Annotated in this window: 20 protein-coding genes; 15 read left to right on the forward strand and 5 right to left on the reverse strand. The window is 47.0% G+C overall.

Features of this window, described 5'->3' with window-relative positions; genetic code table 11:
• Positions 1-46 precede the first annotated feature (46 nt).
• Positions 47-1429: an MFS transporter gene (locus QJR74_RS08565; protein ID WP_304371448.1), complete on the reverse strand. Its 1383-nt coding sequence runs from the start codon at positions 1427-1429 to the stop codon at positions 47-49.
• Positions 1430-1686: 257 nt separating this feature from the next.
• On the opposite strand from QJR74_RS08565, the gene QJR74_RS08570 reads away from it, so the two are divergent.
• Both QJR74_RS08570 and QJR74_RS08575 read left to right on the forward strand, forming a co-directional pair.
• A complete protein-coding gene (locus QJR74_RS08570) occupies positions 1687-2574 on the forward strand; it encodes a LysR family transcriptional regulator (protein ID WP_304371449.1) in 888 nt (295 codons plus the stop codon).
• Between the two features lie 424 nt (positions 2575-2998).
• Entirely contained in the window at positions 2999-3808 is an 810-nt protein-coding gene (locus QJR74_RS08575) for a glutamate racemase (protein ID WP_304371450.1), read from the forward strand.
• Positions 3809-4821: 1013 nt separating this feature from the next.
• On the opposite strand, the gene fliE is transcribed toward QJR74_RS08575, so the two are convergent.
• On the reverse strand, positions 4822-5121 hold the full coding sequence (fliE, locus tag QJR74_RS08580) for a flagellar hook-basal body complex protein FliE (protein WP_304371451.1): 300 nt from the start codon (positions 5119-5121) through the stop codon (positions 4822-4824).
• A gap of 220 nt (positions 5122-5341) precedes the next feature.
• On the opposite strand from fliE, the gene fliF reads away from it, so the two are divergent.
• From fliF to fliR, 13 genes are all read left to right on the forward strand, one after another.
• A complete protein-coding gene (fliF, locus tag QJR74_RS08585) occupies positions 5342-6976 on the forward strand; it encodes a flagellar basal-body MS-ring/collar protein FliF (protein ID WP_304371452.1) in 1635 nt (544 codons plus the stop codon).
• Positions 6973-7965 (forward strand): flagellar motor switch protein FliG, encoded by a 993-nt coding sequence (fliG, locus tag QJR74_RS08590; protein WP_304371453.1) that lies wholly within the window; start codon positions 6973-6975, stop codon positions 7963-7965. The genes fliF and fliG overlap by 4 nt, the downstream gene beginning before the upstream one ends.
• Positions 7958-8650, forward strand: a complete 693-nt coding sequence (locus tag QJR74_RS08595) for a flagellar assembly protein FliH (RefSeq protein WP_304371454.1) — start codon at positions 7958-7960, stop codon at positions 8648-8650. Before fliG ends, QJR74_RS08595 begins: the two co-directional genes overlap by 8 nt.
• A complete protein-coding gene (gene fliI / locus QJR74_RS08600) occupies positions 8650-10014 on the forward strand; it encodes a flagellar protein export ATPase FliI (RefSeq protein WP_304371455.1) in 1365 nt (454 codons plus the stop codon). Before QJR74_RS08595 ends, fliI begins: the two co-directional genes overlap by 1 nt.
• Positions 10014-10457, forward strand: coding sequence for a flagellar export protein FliJ (fliJ, locus tag QJR74_RS08605; RefSeq protein WP_304371456.1), 444 nt, complete (start codon positions 10014-10016; stop codon positions 10455-10457). Before fliI ends, fliJ begins: the two co-directional genes overlap by 1 nt.
• Entirely contained in the window at positions 10454-11521 is a 1068-nt protein-coding gene (locus QJR74_RS08610) for a flagellar hook-length control protein FliK (RefSeq protein WP_304371457.1), read from the forward strand. The genes fliJ and QJR74_RS08610 overlap by 4 nt, the downstream gene beginning before the upstream one ends.
• A 143-nt stretch (positions 11522-11664) precedes the next feature.
• Entirely contained in the window at positions 11665-12162 is a 498-nt protein-coding gene (fliL, locus tag QJR74_RS08615; RefSeq protein ID WP_304371458.1) for a flagellar basal body-associated protein FliL, read from the forward strand.
• 5 nt (positions 12163-12167) lie between these two features.
• The gene (gene fliM / locus QJR74_RS08620) at positions 12168-13172 is read left to right on the forward strand and encodes a flagellar motor switch protein FliM (RefSeq protein ID WP_304371459.1); all 1005 of its coding nucleotides are present in this window, start codon (positions 12168-12170) and stop codon (positions 13170-13172) included.
• Complete coding sequence (gene fliN / locus QJR74_RS08625; protein WP_304371460.1) at positions 13165-13572, forward strand: flagellar motor switch protein FliN; 408 nt, start codon at positions 13165-13167, stop codon at positions 13570-13572. The genes fliM and fliN overlap by 8 nt, the downstream gene beginning before the upstream one ends.
• A gap of 10 nt (positions 13573-13582) precedes the next feature.
• Positions 13583-13957, forward strand: a complete 375-nt coding sequence (locus QJR74_RS08630; RefSeq protein ID WP_304371461.1) for a FliO/MopB family protein — start codon at positions 13583-13585, stop codon at positions 13955-13957.
• 8 nt (positions 13958-13965) lie between these two features.
• Positions 13966-14679, forward strand: coding sequence for a flagellar type III secretion system pore protein FliP (fliP, locus tag QJR74_RS08635; RefSeq protein WP_304371462.1), 714 nt, complete (start codon positions 13966-13968; stop codon positions 14677-14679).
• 16 nt (positions 14680-14695) lie between these two features.
• A complete protein-coding gene (fliQ, locus tag QJR74_RS08640) occupies positions 14696-14965 on the forward strand; it encodes a flagellar biosynthesis protein FliQ (protein WP_304374006.1) in 270 nt (89 codons plus the stop codon).
• Between the two features lie 3 nt (positions 14966-14968).
• Positions 14969-15745, forward strand: a complete 777-nt coding sequence (fliR, locus tag QJR74_RS08645; RefSeq protein ID WP_304371463.1) for a flagellar biosynthetic protein FliR — start codon at positions 14969-14971, stop codon at positions 15743-15745.
• 53 nt (positions 15746-15798) lie between these two features.
• Here the strand turns inward: fliR and QJR74_RS08650 are convergent, their stop codons facing one another.
• The 3 genes from QJR74_RS08650 to QJR74_RS08660 form a co-directional block, all read right to left on the reverse strand.
• Complete coding sequence (locus QJR74_RS08650; RefSeq protein ID WP_304371464.1) at positions 15799-16137, reverse strand: hypothetical protein; 339 nt, start codon at positions 16135-16137, stop codon at positions 15799-15801.
• 141 nt (positions 16138-16278) lie between these two features.
• Positions 16279-16449 carry a hypothetical protein gene (locus QJR74_RS08655; protein ID WP_304371465.1) on the reverse strand — a complete coding sequence of 57 codons (171 nt, stop codon included), beginning with the start codon at positions 16447-16449 and terminating at the stop codon, positions 16279-16281.
• A 46-nt stretch (positions 16450-16495) separates the two neighbouring features.
• The gene (locus QJR74_RS08660) at positions 16496-16795 is read right to left on the reverse strand and encodes a hypothetical protein (RefSeq protein WP_304371466.1); all 300 of its coding nucleotides are present in this window, start codon (positions 16793-16795) and stop codon (positions 16496-16498) included.
• Positions 16796-17242: the final 447 nt, after the last annotated feature.

Consider the following 17242-nt stretch of genomic DNA (forward strand, 5'->3'; position numbering starts at 1 on the left):
CCTCTCCTATCAATAACTAATAGAGTTTTAAAATTAACAATGGGATTTACGCAGGGCGCATGGTGAAGGCAATCACCACGATAGCTAAGGCCGCTAACGCCGTGCCACTGACGAACGCCCAGTGATTCTTCATTACCGCTAACGCCACACCGTTCAGCGAGCTTTTCTGGGATGATGCGGCGACCATAATACTGATACCCAATGCTCCCCCTAATTGATGTGCGGCATTGATAATGCCGGATGCTGCTCCAGCTTCTGCACTCGCAACATCTCGTAGACCGACACGAGTCAGGGGGCCGGTTGCCCCACCAATACCCGCTCCAACTAAAAGTAGCGGGGATAACAGATCGCTAAAATACGTACTCTGTGCGTTCAATCGGCTCAGTAACCCCATCCCAATTAACAGAGCCGTCATACTGACCAGCATCAAGGTTCGCTCACCAAGCTTTTCAGTGATCTGTGGAACCTTAATCGCGATAATAAAATTCAGTAACATTGCGGGAAGAAAAGCGAATCCCGCTTGGATGGCAGAATAATGCAGCGTGTTTTGCATCATTTGCGTAGAGAAGAAAAAGTAGCCCATCGCGGCACCGATGTATAAAACGCGGGTAAGATAGGCTCCACTCCGTTCTCGGTGACAGAATAAGGTTAAGGGCATAATAGGTTGAACCGCTCGATATTCCACGAAGATGAACAACATCAGCATCAGCGTAGTAAAAGAGAAACAGAGCAGGGTTTGCGCAGCTGCCCAACCAACATTGACCGAGGTAATAGTGCCATACACTAATCCAGTCATCGTGATAGCAGACAGGATCGCGCCCAACAGATCGAAGGTTCCTTGATGGCGAGGGGTTTCTGATACCTGTTTCACCACGCCAACAATTAATAAAGCGCCAATTGGCACATTGATTAGAAAACCTGCGCGCCAAGAAATGGTCTGTGCTAAAACGCCGCCTAACACTAATCCAATACTTGCTGAAAGCCCTCCCGCCGCGGCATACAGAGAGATAGCTCGGGTCCGCGCTTCACCGCTCGGAAAGGTGTGTTGTAATAGTGATAACGTAGACGGTGCCAACATTGCCGCACCAATGCCCTGAATCGCTCGGGCGCCAATCAACCATTCAACCTGTGTCGCCATACCAATGGCTAAAGAAGACAGAACAAAAATAATCAGTCCGGTGACTAAGACTTTTTTCTTACCCAGGAGGTCACCCGCCCGTGCACAAAGGAGTAAAAACCCACCAAAAGTTAATGAGTAAGCACTTGAAACCCACGCTAAGGCACTATCACTCATCTGAAACTGCTGCTTAATACTGGGTAAACCCGTTATGACCACTGAATTATCAATAACAATCATGGCATAACTAATAAGAAGTAGGCCCAGCACTATCGTGGAGTGCAGGTTAGGCCCCGTTTTGAAGATTTGCATACTGTAGCCTAATCAATAAGAGAAAGTTATCGCTGACGAGATAAGGGGTGATGACGTCATCATGGCAAACACGGCAAGTCAGACGCCTATCGAGAGCTTAAGTCTCGTTACTATAGGTAAATTTTAGTCCTCAATTAAGCAGGCTAGATTGATTAAGCTCATGAGCTATTTTCATGAATTAGTCTGGATATTAATGAATATAATAATAAGGTCGTGCAGCGTGGCCCATCATAAAAATATCCTGAGGAGCAGAAGAGATGAAACGAGAAGAGATGAGCGATCTCATGACCTTTATGGTTGTCGCGCAAGAGCAAAGCTTTACCCGAGCCGCCGCGAAGTTAAACCTTTCACAAAGTGCAATTAGTCATACATTACGTAAGGTCGAACGTAACCTTGGTGTCAGACTACTTAATCGCACCACCCGCAGTGTTACCTGTACCGAAGCAGGACAACGCCTACTCGACACCTTACAGCCATCGATTATGGAAATTGAAACCCTACTGGGTTCTCTTGATGACTATCGTCAACTCCCCAAAGGCAATATCCGGCTTACCGCGACAGATTTTGCCGCTAACTATTTTTTACTTCCCAAGTTGCATGCTTTTATTCGTCAATATCCAGATATTAATATTGAGATAGATGCCACCTCTAGATTGGTCAATATCGTCGCAGAGGGTTTTGATGCAGGGATTCGGCTAGGCGAACAGGTGGAAAAGGATATGATCGCGGTTAAGATTGGTGCTGAAACCCAAATGGTCGTAATTGCCTCACCCGCTTATCTTAACGAACATGGGTGCCCTGCTCACCCACAAGATTTACTCGCTCATAATTGTATTAATTTACGTATGGTTTCTTCAGGCGTCCTCTATCAGTGGGAGTTTCAGGAAGGTGATAAACAATTTCGTATAAAAGTACCTGGATCGATCACCTGTAATAATGGAATGTTCGCCATTGGCAGTGTGATGAAAGGTTTAGGGATTGGCTGCGTGTTAAAAGAAGCTGTCGAACCTCACTTAGCGAGTGGTGAATTAGTGCAACTGTTAAGTGACTATACGCCCTTTTTTCCCGGATTTTATCTTTACTACCCAAGTCGACGTCAAAATTCTACCGCATTTCGTTTATTAATCGATGCTTTAAGGCTATAAATTCTTTTAGATACAAAAACGATCTTTCTCCCCATACAGGAATGGTTGTAGCCGTCAAAAAAGTGATAGTAATCGGGAATTTGATAGTCATAGCGCCACGACTAGCATTATCAGGCGAATAAAACAGCCTAGTCTCCTACCTCATGGCTATTATGCAACATTCCTTTCCTAAAGTGGCTAATCGCTATTTTCAAATAAATCGCTAATAATTTATCAAGGATTTACAGCAGTAAAAATAAAAATCATTCCCTCCAACCAATCCAATTATCGCTATTTTTCGTAATAGGTTGAGAGCAAAAAAGTGAACATGTGAATCACAAAATCAATTATCCTTATTTATGATTATAAACACTCACTAGTCAATTCCATAAGGCTACAAATCTGTTATAAATATACTCACTTTCTTTTTTGTGGATTTGAATTTATGACTGAAAATACACTTCATTTTTCGGCCTCACCTATCGGTGTATTCGATGCGGGAATTGGAAGTTATGCTATTTTAGAAAGGTTGCGCAAAAAGTATCCTAAGCAGGATTTTATCTACTTAGCCGACCGAAGAAGCTTCCCTTATGGGGAAAAAAGTTATCAGGAGTTATTAGACGCGACCTTATCGGCTTCACAATATCTAATTTCCCAGGGATGTTGTAGCCTAGTGCTCGCCTCTAATGCCCCCTCTATTGTGGTAATGGATGCGTTAAAGGAAAAGCTTACTGTTCCCATTTTTGGCATTGAACCTCCCATCGCTAAAGCATGCTCCCTATCGCAATCGAAACATATTGCTGTCTTAGGGGTTAACAGCATGGTAAGTAGTCATGAGTTTTCTAGTTTTATTAAAAAATCCACCTTTGAGGGGTGTACTGTCTACGGGATTAATGCTTCATCACTGGTAGAGCTGGTTGAGAACTTTTCCTTTATTCGTCACAAAGAAAGAACACAAAACATAGTCTCAGCTTTTATTGATCGTAGCCTGCAGCAATTTCCTAATCTGGACGTGATGACGCTCTCTTCAACCCATCTACCTTGGCTTAAACCCTTTTTCAACCATGCCGCCCCGCAGATTACCTTTTTAGATCCTGCTGATGAACTGGTGCTGAAAGTCGAACCATTGATAAGTCAGGGAACAGGGTCTGTTCGCTGTATTGCAACGGATAATCACCACTATCCCTTGTGTGAGTTTAATGAGGCACTTCGTTCACTAAATACTGGCCTGGTTGCCGATAGTGTCGCGATTTAAATTTATCGCTCTCTGTACATCTTGGTGAAAATACACGCATAGGTTAGAGAGATTACCTCAAAATGGAGGCAGGATTGCTGTTCATCTTGCAGCGCTACACGACTTAGCATCATAAAAATATTCAACGTTGGGTAGATAAATTCACTGCGGCTAAAAATGCGTCTTTCATTACCAATACTTTTATCCTCTAAATTGAATTTAATCTTTTCGTCAATATTCTCGCTTCTGAGTCATCACTTTGGAGGTATAAAATAGGGGCAGTAAAGTATGGTGGTAGGACTATATTAACTCTTGAAACCTAATGTAAGGGCACAGTGAAGAAGCTAAGGATTTTAATTCGTACCGGTAAATTATATTACCGGTACGTTATTATTTAGCGGTCCATTTTATTTTGCATTCTTTGCGGTTTTAGCTAAATCCATTAACTCCATGACTTTAGTGAAGCTTTCTTGCACGTAAATCTTATCGCCATGGTATCCCAATTTGAGAATTGATTTATTACCATGACTTTCTACTGAAACTATCTGGCTGTGTAAAATACAGAGCTTATCGCCCCGCAAAGTCGTCAATCTGATCATAGAACTATCTTTTAAGAAAGGGTCTATAGGATCAATCCAAAATAGCTGAATGGCAAAGAGATTTTCAATTCCCTTACAAAGATTTCTATAACTGCCTAGCCGTGATTAACTTATTGAAATTTATCATTAATTTAACAATGAATAATTAACGTTATTTTCAGTTGATTGGGAGTACAACTCAACCGGATAGGCTTCAATTTATGCAGGGGGCAGGAAGTAAAAATTATCCAAAAAGGTAGCCGCGGCAGGGTCGGTACTTCTTTTTTATTTAAACCAGAAAGGTAGCGGGGATAAGGAGAGTCAACCTAGCAATATTGCCATACTTATCCCCGCGAGTTATAAGATGCTTAACATTAAATTAACTGATTTTTCTCCATCAGTACCCTAAGGAATTAGTACGCTCAATCCTTAACGGTATAAATGAGCAACCTCCCCCTACACCGACATATTCATCACTTCGTTATAAGCCGCAATCATTTTATTGCGCACTTGTACGCCGAATTGCAATGAAACGGTGGCTTTCTGTATCGAAACCATTAAATCATTAATCCCTACATCACTTGCACCTAACTCCATTTTTTGGACTTGTTGTGATGCGTGATCTTGATACTGACTGATTCCGTTAAGGAGAGAATTGAATACCGAGGAAAAGGGTTGATCACCACGGTCGCCAGTCGTTATCGAAGGTGAGTGGGCTGACGACTGAGGCCAATTAACTGATGAGATAGATGTCATGATAAGTCTCCTTATAGATCAAGATAGGATGACACCTTACCAGTCCATTACTGATTCAAATCTGATAATTAGCTACGAAAAGATTGCCTCATTCGACCATTACTTCCTCTCAGAACTCAAATAATAAGCCTGATTAAGAGTCATTATTCATTTGTGTCAATGAGGAGAACCATGTGCTGTCACATCACATCCACCGCTGGGTTACGTTAGGAGTGTTTGCATGAGCCTAAACACAGCCACTCTACCCACGTCTCTCTGGAGTAGAGTTCAGCAATCCGTTGCGACCTTGCGCGACCAACAGAAGGTGATATTGATCGTAACGACCGCGTTATCTTTTGCGGTCATTGCGGCCCTCGCATTATGGGCACGAAGCCCGGACTATCGAACGCTTTATGGTTCATTATCAGAAGCCGAAGGCGGTAATATCGTCAGCGCGTTAACCAAGATGAATGTCCCCTATCAATTGGATCCTCATACTGGCGCGATACTTGTCCCAAGTCAGCAAGTCCGAGAACTTCGTCTACGTCTCGCCAGCCAAGGTTTACCTAAAAGTAGTACGACGGGTTTCGAATTATTAGATGATGAAAAATTCGGCTTAAGCCAATTTAACGAGCAAGTAAATTACCAGCGCGCCCTAGCCGGCGAGCTATCAAGAACTATCGAAACACTGGATCCAGTGGTGAGTGCGCGCGTACACCTCGCCATCCCTCGCCCCAGTGTTTTCGTGCGCGAGAAGCAACCTCCGACGGCTGCCGTGACGCTAACACTGCAACCTGGCCGTGTGCTGGATGCCTCACAGATCAATGCGGTGGTGCATTTAGTCGCCAGCAGCGTGGCGGGGATGAGTGCCGATAATGTCACTGTCGTCGACCAGGCGGGTGAACTTCTTTCAGGGGCAGGCTTGGCTGCACAAACGCAAAATACCACACAATTAAAATATACCCAGCGAGTAGAAAAAACTGTCCAACAACGGATCGAACAGTTACTACGCCCGATAGTCGGTCAACAAAATCTCCGCGCACAAGTGACGGCAGAGGTCAATTTCGACCAGCAAGAACAGACAGACGAACGCTACCAGCCTAATAGCGAACCCTCAAAACAAGCGATTCGCTCCGCACAGCGCAGTCAAAGTGAATTAACAGCTCAGCAAGCTGAAGGGGTTCCAGGGGCACTATCGAATCAACCAACGCCTCCGGCGCAAGCCAATATCGAAGGGGATAAGAAGTCGGATGCTTCGACGTCAAAAGCCAAGCGATCGCCATTACAAATGAACAACGAAAGTACCGTTAATTATGAGTTGGATAAAACCACTCGGCGTACCCTTTTAAGCACCGGGGGGATCAAACGCTTGTCCGTAGCTGTTGTAGTGAATTATCAAACAGATAAAGAAGGGAAAGAAGCGGCGCTCTCTACTGAAAAGATCAACCAAATAACCAGCTTAGTCAAACAAGCGATGGGCTATTCAGAGGCCCGCGGCGATACCGTTAATGTGGTCAATACCCCTTTCACCGCACATGAGTTTACCGACGATTACTTACCTTGGTGGCAGCAGCCACAATGGATTTCTCTGGCGACACAAACCTTACGTTGGCTAGTAGTACTGATTATCGCTTTTATTCTCTACCGCAAAATAGTGTCCCCTGCCTTGCGGCATGTTAAAGAAACCCTGAATCCAGCGCCGATAGAGATACCTCAAGAAACCAGCACGGTTGACCCTAGTCTCAACGAAGCAGCGCGTAAGGCACAGTTACGGATTAATGCCGAGCAGATGAGCCAGCGTATTCGAACAATGTCAGAAAATGAGCCTCAAGTGGTGGCTTTAGTAATCCGCGATTGGATGGGAAGCGAACTATGAAAATGACTGGCACAGATCGCAGTGCAATATTAATGATGACTCTGGGTGAGGAGCGTGCGGCGGAGGTTTTCAAACACCTCAATCAACGTGAAGTTCAACACCTGAGTAGTGCCATGGCAACCATGCGCCAAGTGTCACATCAACAATTGACCCATGTACTGCAACAATTTGAGCACGATGCAGAACAGTATGCAGCGCTATCCATTAACTCGAATGATTACTTACGTACCGTTCTGGTTAAAGCCTTGGGCGAGGAACGTGCGAGTAGTTTACTGGAAGATTTATTGGAAACGCGCGATACCACGTCAGGTATGGATACCCTCAACCTGATGGATCCCCCTTCTGCAGCAGACTTAATCCGCGAGGAGCATCCGCAAATCATCGCTACCATCTTGGTCCATTTAAAACGTTCACAAGCGGCCGATATCTTAGCGTATTTTGATGAACGCTTACGTCAGGATGTCATGCTACGGATTGCCACCTTCGGCGGTGTCCAACCCGCTGCACTGGCCGAACTTACTGAAGTGCTGAACAACCTACTGGATGGGCAGAATATTAAACGCGCCAAGATGGGAGGGATCCGCACCGCAGCAGAGATCCTGAATTTGATGAAATCGCAGCAAGAAGAAACCATTATCGATGCCGTACGCGCCTTTGATGGCGACTTGGCTCAGAAAATCATCGATGAAATGTTCCTCTTTGAAAACTTGGTGGATGTCGACGATCGCAGCCTACAACGCCTACTTCAAGAGATCGATGCAGAGCAATTATTGATTGCACTCAAAGGGGCGGATAACGCACTGCGTGACAAATTCTTAAATAACATGTCGACGCGCGCTGCCGATATTTTACGTGATGACCTTGTGAATCGCGGTCCTGTTCGTCTATCCGACGTAGAAACGGCACAAAAAGCCATTCTGCTTGTAGTAAGACGACTTGCCGAAAGTGGCGATATGGTAATTGGAGGTGCCGATGAAGCCTATGTCTAAACAAGATCCCTCGATTGCCTGGCGGAAATGGCAACCTCAACAGTTTGATAAGCCAGAACCTACTGCCACTCTCGTCCCGACCGAGCCGCCTTCCGTTATCATGCCGTCGCCAGCGCCCCCTTTGGAAGCGCAACAAGAGATCGAGGCATTCCGCGCTTCAGTTCGTGATAAAGCCTGGCAAGAAGGCTATGCCGAAGGGAAAGCAGAGGGTGAACGCGAAGGCTATCGACAAGGCAGCCAGCAAGCTATCGAGCAGGCTGGCAGTCAACAACAACAAGCACTAGCCAGTGTGGAAAAATTGGTACAGCAAGTCACTTTATCCTTTGACCTACTTGAAGAAACTGTCGGTTATCGATTAGTCCAGATCGCGTTAGAGGTTGCCCACCAACTTACTGGGGAAGAAGTCAGCCACGATGCAAGAATCGTCATGGCACAAGTCAAGCAGTTGTTGGCACAAGAGGCGTTACTCAACGGAAAACTTACGCTAAAAGTCAATCCACAGGATCACCAATTTCTTCACGGCCACCTCTCGACACTTACTGAGCATCCGCGCTGGGAAGTCGTCGTGGATACCACTTTACCCCGTGGTGACTGCCGTTTACTGAGTGAGGAAGGCGAGCTTGAAAGTGCTCTCTCAACGCGCTGGCAAAGCTTGTGCGAGCTTGCACAGCGAGGAGACTACTAATGCTAGCACTACATCGCTGGATGGCACGTTTAGACCGCTTTGAACAGTGCCTTACTGCTCCCCTAGCCCCGCGCCACTATGGATACCTTACCCGTGCAACAGGGTTAGTGTTAGAGGTCAGCGGGTTACAATTGCCCTTGGGTAGCCACTGTTGGATTGAGCGCGAACAGGACACTGCAGATAAAAAATGTGAAGCGCAGGTGGTCGGCTTTCAAGGTAATCGATTGTATCTCATGCCGCTCGGCGCCATGGAGGGAATCCGCCCAGGCTGTCGTGTTTATGCCTCACAAGGCAAGGCGGGGACAGAAGGGAACCTCCCCTTAGGACCCGCCCTATTAGGGCGGGTGGTCGATAGCAGTGGTCGCCCATTAGATAACCGCCCGCTGACCACGCCAGAGATGGGCAAGCTGACCACCCCACCGCTCAATCCCTTATTACGCAAACCCATTGATCAAGTATTGGACACCGGTGTTAGAGCGATCAATGGCCTACTGACAGTGGGCCGTGGCCAAAGAATGGGGTTATTTGCCGGTTCCGGCGTTGGGAAAAGCGTGTTGCTAGGAATGATGGCTCGCTATACCAGCGCCGATGTGATTGTGGTGGGCCTTATTGGGGAACGAGGTCGCGAAGTAAAAGATTTCATCCAGCATATCTTAGGGGAAGAAGGTTTATCACGCGCGGTGGTCGTAGCGGCTCCGGCAGATGTCTCTCCCTTACTTCGCTTACAAGGCGCAAGTTACGCCACCCGGATTGCCGAAGATTTCCGCGACCGAGGCAACAACGTGCTTCTCATTATGGACTCATTAACCCGCTATGCCATGGCACAGCGGGAAATAGCCCTCGCCATTGGCGAACCCCCTGCCACCAAAGGCTATCCCCCCTCGGTCTTTGCCAAACTTCCTGCGCTGGTCGAGCGAGCAGGTAATAGCGAGAGCCTCAATGGGTCGATTACCGCTTTCTATACCGTGTTAACGGAAGGTGATGATCAGCAAGATCCGATTGCCGATGCGGCGCGCGCGATACTCGATGGTCATATTGTGTTATCACGCGAACTCGCCGAGTCCGGTCACTATCCGGCCATCGATATTGAAGCCTCTATCAGCCGGGTGATGCATGAAATCGTCTCGCCGGAACAGTTGCAGGCTGCCCGCGAAGGCAAACGCTTATTAGCCTTATATCAACGTAATCAAGACTTAATCAGCGTCGGCGCCTACAGCATGGGGTCGGACCCACGCTTAGATCGGGCTATTGAACGTTATCCGGCTATTTGCCGTTATCTCCAGCAGGAAATTGATCAGCGCTGTGATTACCCCCAAGCCTGTGCCGAACTCTCCGCGCTGGTGTCACTACATGAGGAGCAGTAATGCGTCATAACAACGTTTTAGAGGTATTAAAAGAGCGAGCTAGGGTTCAACTCGATAACGTCAGCCAACAACTCGCGACATTGCAACAGGAACGTCAAGACGCCGCCGCCCAGCAGCAGTTATTACATCACTACCGAAAAGATTACCAACAACTGCTACGCCATGAAGTGGAAGGCGGGATCTATGGCTACCGACGCGATAACTATCAGGACTTTATCCACACGGTTGAACTGGCTCTGAGTGCACAAAACGCTGCCGTCGAGCGCCTAAACCAACAACAACAGCATCTACTGGGTGATTGGCAACAGTCACGAAAAAAAGTTAACGCGCTACAGGTATTGATTGAGCGACGACATCGACGCAATACGCTGTGCCAGGCACGAGCTCAACAGAAATCCAATGATGAATTTGCTACCCGTCGTTTTCAAGGAAGAGCGTCATGACTATTAGCCTATTAACGCTGCTCTCCCCTCCGGGGAAAGTGACGAATTTATCCCATTCGTTAGCCACTAAACCTGAAACAGAGCTCACTCAGGGATCAGTCGTACCTGCTTTTGCTGAACTACTCGTTCCCCCTCAACACGCCATAAAAACCGCGACACTTAGCAAATCTGAACCTGAAGGAAAAGCTCTCAAGGATAAAGACCTCTCTGAGTCCCCACCGGCGGCAGTATTAGTTAACCTAGTTACCTCAATGCTGCCTAGCGAGCCGACGGGTAATCATACAGGCGCAACGTTATCCCCGACTCATACTGAGTCAGTAATAGCGCCGGTCACTGAGCGCTTAACTAGCCTTAGCTTTCACTCGGCTCCCTCTTTTGCAGCGAAAAAAAATCTCCCCAGCGAAGGTCTGAGCCAAGGCGCTGCACAGCAGCCACTTGATACTCGGCAGCCGTCGACGACTCTCACCCCTACCCTGTCCGCCCCCGTGGACCCGCAAGAGGTATCACACTCGGCAATACTGGGACAACGCCCATTGAACGAGAGCCAAGCTCAGCACCCTTCGGTCGCCCCGCTGTCACTCGCCTCCTCCCCTACATTCCCTCAACTCGTCTTACACTCAGAAAGTGCGCAAAGGTTAACCGCACCGCTAGGTTCGTTACAGTGGCAGCACGATCTGTCTCAGCAAATTATTTTTCATAAGCAGGGACAGCAGACTATCCATCTAAAGCTGCATCCGGAAGAGTTAGGGGATGTGAAGATAACCATGACGGTGAATAAGGATCATGCAGAATTGATTATGCTCTCTAACCATGGTCAGGTCAGATCAGCCCTAGAAGCCGCTCTCCCCCACCTGCGCCAAGCGCTGGCCGATAACGGTATCCAGCTGGGTAACAGTCAAGTTGGACAGGAACCGTCTTCGGGACAACAATCTCCCTCATCCTCTCATTCCCCTACACAGCCCGCTCAAGTCGTCACACAACGTGAGGCCAATGAATCCGTCTCTGAGGCAGATGATGCGCCAGCATTACGTCGTGACGGTAGCCAAATATCGTTGCGAGTTTAACACGTTGCTCAGTCGCTTAAAGACTGAGCAAACAGGCTAATATCGCCAAATAAATCCCCGCTATTCCGCCAATTAGCCCTACTTCAACCTTGGATAATACGTCTCACACTTATTTAATTGCTAATGAAAGGATATCGGGACTTATGTCGACCAAATCCGAATCACCGAAAAATTCCGCTAAAAAGTGGATCATTATCTTAATCGTCATTGTACTCATCGCCTGTGGTGCAGCAGGTTATGCGATCTGGAAATTACGGGCGCTAACCCCCTCACCACAATCACAGCCGGTCGCCCAAGTCCATGAAGCAGTTAGCGTCCCTCAACCCCTCTTCTATCCGCTCGATCCTTTTACCGTTAACTTAGTGGAATCCGCCTCCCAAGATGAACGTGTGCTCTATGTTGGATTCACGTTGCGGCTGAAGGATAGTCAGACCGAGGAGCGTTTAGTGAAATATTTACCCGAAGTGAGAAGCAGGATTCTCTTGCTGCTAAGCCACCAAGAACAATCTGCGCTGCAAACCGAAGAAGGTAAAACAGCCCTATCCGCTGATATTAAAAAAGTGTTGAAGCCCCCTTTCGCTCCAGGCTTACCTGAGCAAGATATCGCCGATATTCTCTACACCACCTTTATTTTGAGGTAGTAATAATGGCAGATACGAGTTTATCTCAAGCAGAGATCGACCAATTACTTAACGGTGACTCTGGTAAAACGGAAATCTCAACCGAAAACAGCGACCCGAATAGCATTCGAGATTATGACCCGACAACACAGCGTAGGGTGGTTAGGGAACGATTACAAGCCTTAGAAATCATTAATGAACGTTTTGCTCGCCAATTTCGTATGGGGGTATTCAATCTATTGCGTCGTAGTCCTGATATCACGGTGGAATCGATCGATATCCAGCCTTATCAAGAATTTGCCCGTAATATGCCGGTGCCTACTAACCTCAATTTGATACACATGAAACCCTTACGTGGGACAGCCTTAATCGTTTTCTCACCCAGCTTAGTCTTTATTGTGGTGGATAACTTATTTGGTGGGGATGGCCGGTTTCCGACCAAAGTGGAGGGCCGCGAATTCACCTATACCGAACAGCGAGTCATCCGTCGCTTATTAAGTTTGGCATTAGATAACTATCAAGAAGCCTGGCAAGCCATCTACCCCTTGACCATGGAATATGTACGCTCGGAGATGCAGGTTAAATTTACCAATATTACGACTTCACCGAATGACATCGTCATTAACACCACTTTCCAGGTCGAGATCAGTAATTTGGTGGGGCATTTTAATATCTGTATCCCGTTTTCGATGATTGAACCGCTACGTGAACTATTGGTGAATCCTCCTTTAGAGAATAGCCAGCAAGAAGATTGTCTGTGGCGTGAGAATTTAGTCAACGAGGTTCAACAATCGCCCTTAGAAGTGACAGCTCGGCTCACCGAGCTGTCGATCACACTGCGCGAAATTATGACCCTACAAGTTGGGGATGTCCTCGCTATTGACTCCCCTGAGAATATTATCGCGACCGTCGACAATGTACCGGTCTTCACCGCAGCACACGGTATCCATCGCGATCAATATGCCTTAAGTGTGAACCAACTGATTACGCCATTACTCTCTACTTTACAAGAAGGAACTTCCCATGAGTGATACCCCTGCGACCCCAGAAAACAATGAATTAGCATCGGATCCTTGGGCCGAAGCCTTAGCTGAACAACAGCTAAATGATGCGTCAGCTGAGAAGGAGTCACTCCCTGTCCTCGACCTGCCTGAGCCTGTCGATCCGCTGCAAGACATCAATTTAATTATGGATATCCCGATTCAACTTACGGTTGAATTAGGCCGTACTCGTATGACCATCAAAGAGTTATTACGATTAACGCAAGGCTCGATCGTACCTCTGGAGGGCTTGGCAGGGGAACCGCTCGATATCCTGATTAACCATTACTTGATTGCTCAAGGTGAAGTCGTGGTCGTCAATGATAAATACGGCGTACGCATTACTGACATTATTACTCCTTCCGAGCGCATGCGCCGCCTGAGTCGATAGAGAGTCGCCAATGAATGTAACCACTGCGTCCTCACTGGAAACACTTTCTGCGAGTCAGATGTTGCTTCAATCGGGGGGGGCCTTGATCCTCATTATCTTGCTACTACTCGGTATCAAAAAATTACTCAAGCACCTCCCACAAGGCGGCCGATTCCAAGGCGTACGTCGTCTGGCGATAAAGGAGACCTTAGTCATTGGACCGCGTGAGCGTCTGATAATCGCGCAAGTCGGGGAACAACAGATTGTTATCGGAGTGACCCCGCAGGCAATTCAGTTTCTCTGCTCCGTTACGGAGCCGTTAACAGAGATAAGCGTACCGCCTTCTGCCGCACCCTCAGGCTTTGCTGAGAAATTTTTCCAGTATCGCGCAAGGAAAACACCATGAGGTATGTAATGCGTTACCCTGTGATGATCGTAATGCTAGCCGGTCTCTTTCCACATGTCGCTTGGGCTCAACCCCTGTTTGGCCGTGACCCAGACTGGGCATTGCCGGTACAAACGCTCGTCATGATAGGCGCGTTGAGTTTTCTTCCTGCAGCCTTATTACTGATGACCAGTTTCACCCGACTCATCATTGTGTTGGGGTTACTGCGCAACGCCCTAGGGACGACGTCTGCCCCACCGAATCAGGTAATTATCGGTTTATCGCTGTTTTTAACTTGGTTCATTATGGGACCGACCTTCGATCGTATTTGGCAGGAGGCTTACCTTCCTTACCAACAGCAGAAAGTGACATTAGTTGAAGCGGTCGATATTGGGAAAAAGCCCTTGATGGACTTTATGTTGCATCAAACAAGGGAAACCGATTTAGCACTCTTTACTCGTTTAGCACATCTGCCGCCACCAGAGACTCCCGCCGCCGTACCTTTTCGCGTACTGGTTCCGGCCTATGTAACGAGCGAACTAAAGACGGCCTTTCAAATTGGTTTTACGCTCTTTATTCCTTTTTTAATCATTGATTTGGTGGTCGCGAGTGTATTGATGGCGCTAGGCATGATGATGGTCCCCCCGGCAACCTTAGCGCTGCCCTTTAAACTGATGCTGTTTGTGATGGCAGATGGATGGCAACTCTTAATCGGCTCGTTGGCCCAGAGCTTTATCAGTTAATCAGAGGGAATTTATGATGACACCAGAAATGATCACTACCTTGGGGCAAGCGGCGATGAAAATGGCCTTATTTCTTGCCGCCCCCCCATTACTGGCGGCTCTAATTACCGGACTGCTTATCAGCCTATTGCAGGCTGCTACACAAGTGAATGAACAAACGTTGTCGTTTATCCCTAAGATTATCGCCGTCGTGGTCACGCTAATGGTAGCGGGCCCTTGGATGCTAACCCTACTGGTTGAGTACATTAAGAGCCTTCTGACAAGCTTTCCGCAGTGGGTCGGCTAGCCTATGGAATGGCAGCATCTACTGGGTTTACTGAATCCTTTACCTTCGGTATTTTATCCTTTCTGTCGGATGATCGCGTTCTTCAGTGTTGCGCCGTTGCTCTCTGACAAAGCCATTACCCTGCGCCTGCGGGTCGCACTCGCCTTGGTTATCAGCCTATTGATTGCCCTGCCGAGTCCCTCACCGCCACCCCCCCTTTTTTCTTCGCAAGGCGTGTTGCTAATCATCAACCAATGTGTGATTGGCGCGGCACTGGGACTCAGTATGCAATGTATCCTTGCGGCCATCCGCTTAGCCGGCGAGGTCATTGCCCTACAAATGGGGCTCTCTTTTGCTTCTTTCTTTGATAGCGGCAGCCACAGTTCACTTTCTGTAGTCTCCCGATTGCTGACTTATCTCAGCTTACTTTTATTTGTGAACCTGGACGGTATTGTGTGGATGATCGAGCACCTCGCCGATAATTTCGAACAGTTACCCTATGGGAGTCTGGCCCCATTAACCGAGCGATTTGCCAGTCTTGCTCAACTCGGTGGCGCTATTTTCTCTCAAGCCCTGCAGTTATCACTACCGCTTATTTTTATGCTGTTGTCTGTAAACCTCGCATTAGGGCTACTCAATCGTATGACGCCGCAGTTTTCCGCTTTTGTGATTGGCTTCCCATTGACCTTATTGCTTGGCATTTTCTCTCTCACTCAAAGCATGCCACTGCTGTTGGATGCGATTCAGGCTATGCTACTGGACCTAAGCCAGCAACTGCTGCTAGTTTTCCGTGCAACCTAGTAAAATGTCAGTATTAAGGTGATGAGTAAGAGGTTTTTTTAAAAAAGGACTCTCTACATAAGGTCTTTATTAATACTGTGCTTCTTAGCCTCGGCTAAGACAGCATTCAGTAACTCACCTTTAGGGAGCCAGCATTGAACATATTCAAGCGTCTTTTTTTCTTCATCAATAACAATAATCTCATCATAGATAGTGGCTAAACGAATAAGGAGTGCTGATATTTGTTGGCGACTTATCCCAAACTGTTCGGTAATTTCCTTAGGCGCCCGCTGTTTAACTAATATCTCGTAAGCGATTAGCTTAGACTCTTCAGATATTCCACTCGGAATATGCTCGGACAGGACATTCCATTCTGATTGTGACAGATGCTTGTAACGAGGCTTTTGAGGCATATCGTGTTAGTCCTACTGGTTATTGCCCCGCTTGAAACGGTGGGGCTGAAAAAGAAAAAGGGGATAAAGAGACCAAGCTGACATTAGGGGATATCCCGACCTAGATTTAGTGCCCTGATAACATCACCAAAATGCTGAGCTTCAGTGAGTGCGAAGGTATTTGATCAGCGCAACGGCAACAATAACGCCGGTGACTGTGGCAATCGCCTTCAGATTATCCGACCGACGCTCGCGCTGATAAGCCTGCCATACGGCTTTATTCGAGAAAGCTTTGGCTTTGACTTCCGAATAAGGGATACCCTTCACTTTCATCGATAAACTTCCTATAGAGTAGAAAAAGCCCCAACGGGGCCAAAGATTAACGGTAAAATTGTTTCTTTCTACGGCTATTATGCTTCCAGCTCCGACTTAATTTTAGAACATCAGTCGGTATATCATCATAGTAGTCAATAATATTTTTACCTCGACAGGCTCTGAAAGGTATCCGGTAATCAGGGTAATCAGCCATATGGCCAAGAGTCGCTTTTTTCTCCGCAAAGGTGCTGAAGTAGCGGAAAATATGACTCCTCAGCTGAGGGTTGATAACCGTTCTCGCGAAACGTTGCGTTGTCGGACGTCTTCCACACGTAAAGTGAGATTTTAATTTTCTATCTTTCACAACACTACCTCATCGGTTAACAGTACCTAGAAGTAGTCACCTGCATAGTAATTTATGGGGGAAGTGCTCATTGTCTGCCTCAATGTTCTCGATGCGTGATTACCGCTAATTAAAGCGGTGGTCAGTACCGATTGGGATTACCTCGCTTGATAGCCTGCAATCATTAACTCATTATCGGCTTTATGAGGATAAGGCTTTCCTTAAACCATTGGCAACGGTTTACCTTCATTTTTTCCTCAAGAATGCAATCTAGGAAAGTGGTGGGGCCTACCAAAAAAAGAAGTTTGTCATTATGATTTTTACGTAACGCTTTGAGTAAGACTTGGTTAGGCAACGCAGGGATCTAACCCTGCTGCGTTGAACAATGGTATGATTCATGACAATAGCTTTAGTCTTATTAAGTGAATTTTCTGAGCGGATGACTGGAAATTCCTTCGCTCATCGTAT

This window comes from Tatumella ptyseos (genome assembly GCF_030552895.1).
Classification (GTDB): domain Bacteria; phylum Pseudomonadota; class Gammaproteobacteria; order Enterobacterales; family Enterobacteriaceae; genus Rosenbergiella; species Rosenbergiella ptyseos_A.